Annotated in this window: 6 protein-coding genes and 1 pseudogene; 4 read left to right on the forward strand and 3 right to left on the reverse strand. The window is 56.2% G+C overall.

Features of this window, described 5'->3' with window-relative positions:
- Positions 1–523 precede the first annotated feature (523 nt).
- Together RU01_RS22685 and RU01_RS02305 are read right to left on the reverse strand one after the other, a co-directional pair.
- Positions 524–1,459 (reverse strand): hypothetical protein, encoded by a 936-nt coding sequence (locus tag RU01_RS22685; RefSeq protein WP_156148748.1) that lies wholly within the window; start codon positions 1,457–1,459, stop codon positions 524–526.
- Between the two features lie 56 nt (positions 1,460–1,515).
- The gene (locus RU01_RS02305; protein ID WP_156148749.1) at positions 1,516–2,244 is read right to left on the reverse strand and encodes a hypothetical protein; all 729 of its coding nucleotides are present in this window, start codon (positions 2,242–2,244) and stop codon (positions 1,516–1,518) included.
- Positions 2,245–2,398: 154 nt separating this feature from the next.
- On the opposite strand from RU01_RS02305, the pseudogene RU01_RS22690 reads away from it, so the two are divergent.
- The 4 genes and pseudogenes from RU01_RS22690 to RU01_RS02320 form a co-directional block, all read left to right on the forward strand.
- Positions 2,399–2,659, forward strand: a pseudogene (locus RU01_RS22690) (transposase); the annotation flags it as partial.
- 793 nt (positions 2,660–3,452) lie between these two features.
- The gene (locus RU01_RS02310) at positions 3,453–4,640 is read left to right on the forward strand and encodes a hypothetical protein (RefSeq protein WP_042572861.1); all 1,188 of its coding nucleotides are present in this window, start codon (positions 3,453–3,455) and stop codon (positions 4,638–4,640) included.
- A gap of 39 nt (positions 4,641–4,679) precedes the next feature.
- Positions 4,680–5,195 carry a restriction endonuclease gene (locus RU01_RS21965; protein ID WP_052493079.1) on the forward strand — a complete coding sequence of 172 codons (516 nt, stop codon included), beginning with the start codon at positions 4,680–4,682 and terminating at the stop codon, positions 5,193–5,195.
- A gap of 241 nt (positions 5,196–5,436) precedes the next feature.
- Positions 5,437–5,973: a hypothetical protein gene (locus RU01_RS02320; protein WP_231568563.1), complete on the forward strand. Its 537-nt coding sequence runs from the start codon at positions 5,437–5,439 to the stop codon at positions 5,971–5,973.
- Between the two features lie 45 nt (positions 5,974–6,018).
- Here RU01_RS02320 and RU01_RS22695 read toward each other — a convergent pair whose 3' ends face one another.
- A complete protein-coding gene (locus tag RU01_RS22695) occupies positions 6,019–6,270 on the reverse strand; it encodes a hypothetical protein (RefSeq protein WP_269430083.1) in 252 nt (83 codons plus the stop codon).
- Positions 6,271–6,281 lie beyond the last annotated feature (11 nt).

Consider the following 6,281-nt stretch of genomic DNA (forward strand, 5'->3'; position numbering starts at 1 on the left):
GTCCTCGACCGCCTCTGCGACTGCGGTGGTCTCTTCGTCCGTGCAGTTCTTGAGGAACGGCTTAGCTGTTGCAAAATTCAACCCCGTGACGTGAGCGACCAGGCCGCGGCGACCCTTATCAGTGATCGGTAGGGTGTATGGGAGAATTTGAATCAGCCGCTTCAAATGCGACTGCTGCGTTTGTGTTAGTTAATAGCTAACCTAGACACCCTTAGTTTAACAAATTCGGTAACTTATGCAAACACCCTGCAAAGAATCAGTAGGTGGTTTGATCAAAACCGCACCGCGCACTACTAGCCCCTCCCCATTGTGGACGCAAAATGAAGTGAACATGCGCAAGAGTACTTGTATGTGACGTTGCGTCCAGGCGCTGATACATCGCCCCCTGTTACGTCAGCCTGGCTAATGCGACGCATATACAGATCGGGAGACTTTCACCTAGTACTCGGAGATAGAACGGTCATACAAAGTGTTTGTATTGGATTCGTATTCACGTGTTCCGTATAGCTGCGGAAGGGGGGCGCTATGTCTCGCTACCACCTTCTCTCGTTGCTATACCTTCGTCCTTCTTCCCATCAGTTCCTTGGTTTTTGATTGTTGGGTAAATCTTCTGGGCTGTATCTAGAGCTTCTTGCACGGACTGAGTCATTATCCCGGCAGCGCGCAAGAACGATATGCCTGCAACTGTGAATAGGATGGAAAGTACAGGTGCAGCGACACCGAGATTCGATGCAAAAACGATGACCGTCACAAGTCCCCCGAAGAAGAGAACTGATAGCGTGGCGTAAAAGATGCGCCTTAGTAGGGTAACCTTCGCTTCTACTGGAATATATTCGGCCTCCGGTAGGGTCACCCAAGCTCCTGCGTTGAATTTAACAACTGCGATAGCGATTTGATTGTGAAGCTCCCGTTTTTCTGCCGGCGTGTGCATTGACATGATCTCGACTTGCAGATTGAGCAAACCTTGCACACGTGTTGCGATCGCGCTGTTGAGTGCGGGATGTTCAACATCAGCCATGTTGGGTATTGATTCAACAGCCTTAGCAACTCTACGAATTTCGCGGTTTATGTCTCTTCGAAGCTTGACGTTTTCAGCTGAGAAGTCGGTAGCATCAAGTTTATTGAACATTGCGTGAACGGCTCTGCTACTCAAATGGCCGTTATCTTCGTCTCGACGTCGTCGAACTTTGGTCTGAACGCCGGTGGCGACGCCAGCGATAGTTCCGATAACGACGCTCACGCTTAGTGCGACTAACGGGGGACCGAACGCATCTGCTTCTATCAGGCTCAGCACTAGAAGGGACGAAACTAGCACGACTACTAAGCCTGTCAGCATGCCTGCGATCCGCAGGATCAGCTCGAAGCGTTCCCTCTGCCGTCTTCCCTGTAGTACCTGTTCGATCACCGCACGCATTTGCGGGTCAGCGTCTTGGTACGACTCAAGCGGTTCTTCACTCACCCGAGCATTCAACCAGGTGTTCGATCCTCAGAGGCCGCCTGCACTAGTCCAGTCATTCAAACGGATGACTCAAAGTTGTCCTCGTCCAACTGCTTGCGGATGTATCGCAGGTAGACAGGGTTGAGCGCTGCGTTCAAGTAGGTAGTGATGATCCTGACCGACTCGCCAACCTCCTCGTAGCTGTTGTCATAGGAATCCCAGTTCACTAGCTGAGCGAGCCCCACACCAACTATCTCACCGCGCAGTTTGCGCGCCCGCTTCAGTCCAGTCTCGACATTACCCAGCAGGGTCTCGTCGAAGATGCCCAAGCGTGCGAGTTCGATCGAGTGCTCCGTGGATGAGAAGACGTCCGAGTAGTCCGTAACACCATCGAGGTAGGTGTCTTTGGCTATGTCGCTCTCTGACTCTAGTCTGAACGACCAGGTGAAGTTGTCAGTGAGTCGCCATATCTGGCGCAGTGACGCGGCGATCTCTTTGCCAGCCTCGATCTGCTCGCGTCTCATGACTGCCACACGTTGGGCTTGCAACTGCTCCTTGTGTCGCTTGCGCTCTTCATCCAAGCGCTCCTCCGCGTTGCGTGCATCCTCGACCGCACGTTGGTTGGTCCTCTGAGCCTGCCACAACGCGATAGTCACAGCGGCTAACGTTCCTGCACCTGACACCCAGGCCGCTAGTGGACCGAATTGACCCGAGCCCCAGTGATGAATGAGACCTAGCACGCCGAACACAACGACACCGGTTGCGCTTGCGGTACCGATCGTCCAAGCGATCGTCTTCTTCCACATGGGCATGAGCTTAGTGGACCCCACCGACATCGATTGAAGAACTGTGAATAACCAGTGTCGTCAACAGAAAATAGTATTGACTTTCTAACCCAAATGGCTCATTGAACCGTCCTGGGTCTGGTGGAGACTGTGATCTCACCAGGAGAATGCCGGTATGGCTGCACCGAAGAAGTTCGACGAGGAGACCCGCCACCGCGCGGTGAGGATGTATCAGGAGCGGATTGCCGAGCACGGTGACACGAAGCTCGCCGTCCGGAAGCATGCGGGTGGATTGTTGGATGTGAATCCGGCGACGCTGCGGAACTGGGTCGAGGAAACCGGCGCCGCTGACGAATCCGACGGAGGATCAGGGGGCGCCGATCGTGATGCGGAGTTGAAAGCTCTCCGTCGCGAGAATGCAGAATTACGCAGAGCCACTCACTACGGACTAGATATTGCTCTTCAACTGGAAGCCGTAGCAGCACCCCAGTCACTCAATACGCCGCAATAAGAGTGCAGTTTCGGTAGGCTTTGGCAAAACTCGGACGGAGGTACTGCAAACGTGGGTGACATGCAGGGTGACTACAATGCGATGGCAAAGGCTGATCAGATAATCAGATCGCGTCAGGATGAGGCACAGCGTAAGTCCAGGACTGTACTAGACGACTTTGTTCAGTTGCTATCCACAAACGGTGTTGCGGGTCTGCCCATTTACAGTGAGTCATCGGAATTATTCCCTGAGAAAACGTTCGCTGGTTTCACTACTAGAAAATGTAGAAAATGCGAGCGTGTCAGCACGCTCACCTTCATTGGAAACGGGTATGTAGTCGACGAGAGCGACATGACTACAAGTAATTATTTCTATGTCCAAGGGTTGGGGATTATAAACGGATATATTTCTGATCTAGCTCGGTTGAAGATAAATACAAGTAGTAGCTTCGTAGTTACCGTGGGTGGCTTGAGTCCCATTTCAAGAGACGACACTTTCGCTTACGTCTCTCGGTGGAGAGGTCCGTCAGACACCAGCCTTTTTGGCTGGGACTCCGAAGCAAGAAGACGCTCGCTTCTGATCCGAGCTCGTCAGTACATTGAATTGAAGCGCGCCTACTGAACACCGGTTGGCCGACCAAACAGTGTAGACGACAGAGCTTCTCTCGAGTTCTGAAGTTTGCACCTCACGGGAAAACGCCGAGCATGGTCGTGTCGGTGCGGGGTGAGAAGATTGCCCCATGATCAAGCAGACGCGAGCGTCCCGGTGGTTGCAGGTTCTCGAAACTGGCCGGGTGCTGATGAGTCAGTCGGCGAACTCTGCTGAGATGTACCGCGCCAACGGTAGGCCGCTACCGTTGCAAGCGCAGAACATGATGATCGGCGTGAGTACCGACCCCATCAAGATGATGATCGAGTCCAACCCTCCGATAGAGGGAACAGCCTTGGCTGAGCAGCTGAACGGAGTGATCCAGCAGGCGAAGTCACTCACAGCTGGAGCCGGGTTCCACACTGGCTTAACGAGGTTGGTCGAAGCCGTTGACGAAGTGCTGCCGGTTCTACGCTCGACCACAGACGACGAGATCGACTCAGCTACAACCCTGGTGGGGGAGCTCGAACGTGGCTTCATGTTGTCCCTCATCCTTTCCATGTCCGCACACAACGCGATACTGCAACGTGTCTCGGACTGGGAAGAGGAACACACCAGGTTCGTCCAGGGTCGGTCTCGTAAGGACGTCGGGCACTACTTCTCGATGCACGCGACCAACGCCGAGGAGATCCGGAACCAGTCTGAGCACGCGTTCCCTGTAGAAAGCTCCTTCTACTCTGACACCCCCGGACCCGGCAAGATTCACATGCAGCACATGGTCCATGCGATCAACTCGGGCGCTAACGTCATGGTCTTCGGCGGCGGTGGCATGGGAAGCACTGAGTACTACCCCGAAGCTATGGGCATCGAGTACGCCCAGTGGTTCACCTACATACACGCTCTCTGGGACGAGCAGTTCAGGCCGCGCTTCGCGGCTTTGTACAACCGTGGCAAGGACCCCGAGGACAAGCTGCAGAAGAACGACATCAAGTCAGAGTTCTTCAACGACATCCGCAAGATCCGCACGGACTTCGTTCACCATCAGGGGATCGTCGAGGATGCGGCCAACCTGGAGTTCTTCGATTGGAATTTCGATGCCGGCTCTCGTCTAGAGGTCAGCATGGAACAGATGATCGAGGTCATGGACAAGTTCCCACGCGATCAGCTCCTAGAGGAGCCGAAGCCGCAGAAGCAGAAGCGCCGGTCGTTGCGTGGCTCCTTCGACGTCAACCTGCTCGACAAGTACTTGGGGCACATCGACGGGTCACCGACGCTAGGGATCAATCAGGCGAACGATGAGATGATGCGAGACTGGCTGGTCAAGAAGGGTCTGCTGTAGATGACGACGTGCGCCTCTTAGTGCAGTTGGGAGCAACCAGTGGGAGCTAAGCCGAAGACGATCCAGTCCTACCGCGAGGCTGAGTTGAACGCGGTACGTCAGATTGTCGAGCTAGGTCGAGCTGATGTCAAAGCGACTCCGATCGGCGCTGACTACGGGATCGATCTCGTCGGCGACAACCTGATCGGTCAGGTGAAGTGGCAGGTTGCGAAGATCAGCCGACCAGCTCTACAGCGGCTGTTCGGTTCGCGAGGCGCGCACGCACACCTCATGTTGTTCTTCAGCAAGTCAGAGTACACGCTTCAGGCCGTGGCCTATGCGGACAGCGTTGGCATGTGCCTATTCCTGTACGACAAGGTCGGGACGCTCAGGCCAGCGAATCCACTCGCTGCAGAGTTCTTCACCGGACTGAAGAAAGCTAAGGGTGATGAGCGCCGTGCAGCCGACGAACGCAGGGCGGCAAAGCTGGAGAAGCACCGACAGAAAATGTTAGCGCAGCATCGTGCTGAGGATGAGCATCAGTTGAAGAGTCAGTCAGGTGAGCTTGACACCTAGTCGGCTATTAATAAAGGCATTAGTTTTGTTTAGATTAGAGACCACTATGACAACGATTTAAGAAAAGACTCTCAATGTGCCGCAGGCTGAGCGGTGAGAGGGGGGTTCATGGTTGCCGCCGGGCGCTGCGGTCGGGTCGCAGCGCCATGACGTAGTGCGAACGACCGATATGCGGCACGGGTCATCGCTGCCACGATGGGCTTCAGGCGGAGGTACCGCTCCATCGCGTGGAGGAAACATAGTGAGCAGCAGAGACTTTCGACGTCGACAGATTGCCACCGTGGCTGTGGTGGCGGCCGGGTTGGCCTTCGTCGCACCGGCAGTCGCCAGTGCGCAACCGTCCACATTCGGTAGCAGCACGGGCAGCAGCCTGATCGACGATCCGATCGGAACCCTGAGCGAGGGGGCACGCATCCTCGGCGAGGCCATCGGCGGATTCGGTGGAAGCGACCTCGGTAGTAGCGGCCCCGGCACACCGACGCAGAACTGCAACGAGCAGACAGTGTCGGGCGGCGAGGGCGTGACCGATACCAATCACCAGCTCGGCCGAACGGGTCCGACGTCCTTCGTGCTCGACTACGAGACGGAGAGCGTTCCGGACAACATCGAAGTGTTCTACCAGGGCGGGAAGGTCTACGAATCGGGGTACATCGGCGACGACCTGAATGAGGGAACCGGGTCCGCAGTCGTCTCGCTTCCGCCGGGTGGCGCCACGACGGTGTTGGTGCGGGTCACCGGGCCGAGCGGTACCTCCTGGGCGTACACCGTCCGCTGCTGATCGCGGCGCAGTGCGCGGCGGTCTGTGCACCGTGCACGGTAGTTGTCAACCTGTCTGAGACAGTTTGTGGTGGTTGATACCGGTGGGTCCTGGTAGTTCCGGTGCTCGGGGCGGGCGTCGGAACCGTTCGGGGTGCTGGGCGTAGTAGCAGTGCAGATGGTGTTGCCGGTCCTGTCGGATCAGGTGCGCGGTGCCCTGGTGGACGGTTGCGGGGGTGTGCCGACCGAGGCCGGAGTGGCGGTGTTCGGTGGCGTAGCGGTTCAGGAATTGTGCGGTCCAGGTGCGGGCGTGGTCGATGCTGGTGAACC

The sequence above is a fragment of the Rhodococcus sp. MEB064 genome (genome assembly GCF_000834565.1).
Taxonomy (GTDB): Bacteria; Actinomycetota; Actinomycetes; order Mycobacteriales; family Mycobacteriaceae; genus Rhodococcoides.

What these genes read in the sequence shown, in the direction of transcription:
- RU01_RS02305 (WP_156148749.1), bottom strand. Translation starts at nt 2,244, where the DNA reads ATGTGGAAGAAGACGATCGCTTGGACGATCGGTACCGCAAGCGCAACC.
- RU01_RS02310 (WP_042572861.1), top strand. Translation starts at nt 3,453, where the DNA reads ATGATCAAGCAGACGCGAGCGTCCCGGTGGTTGCAGGTTCTCGAAACT.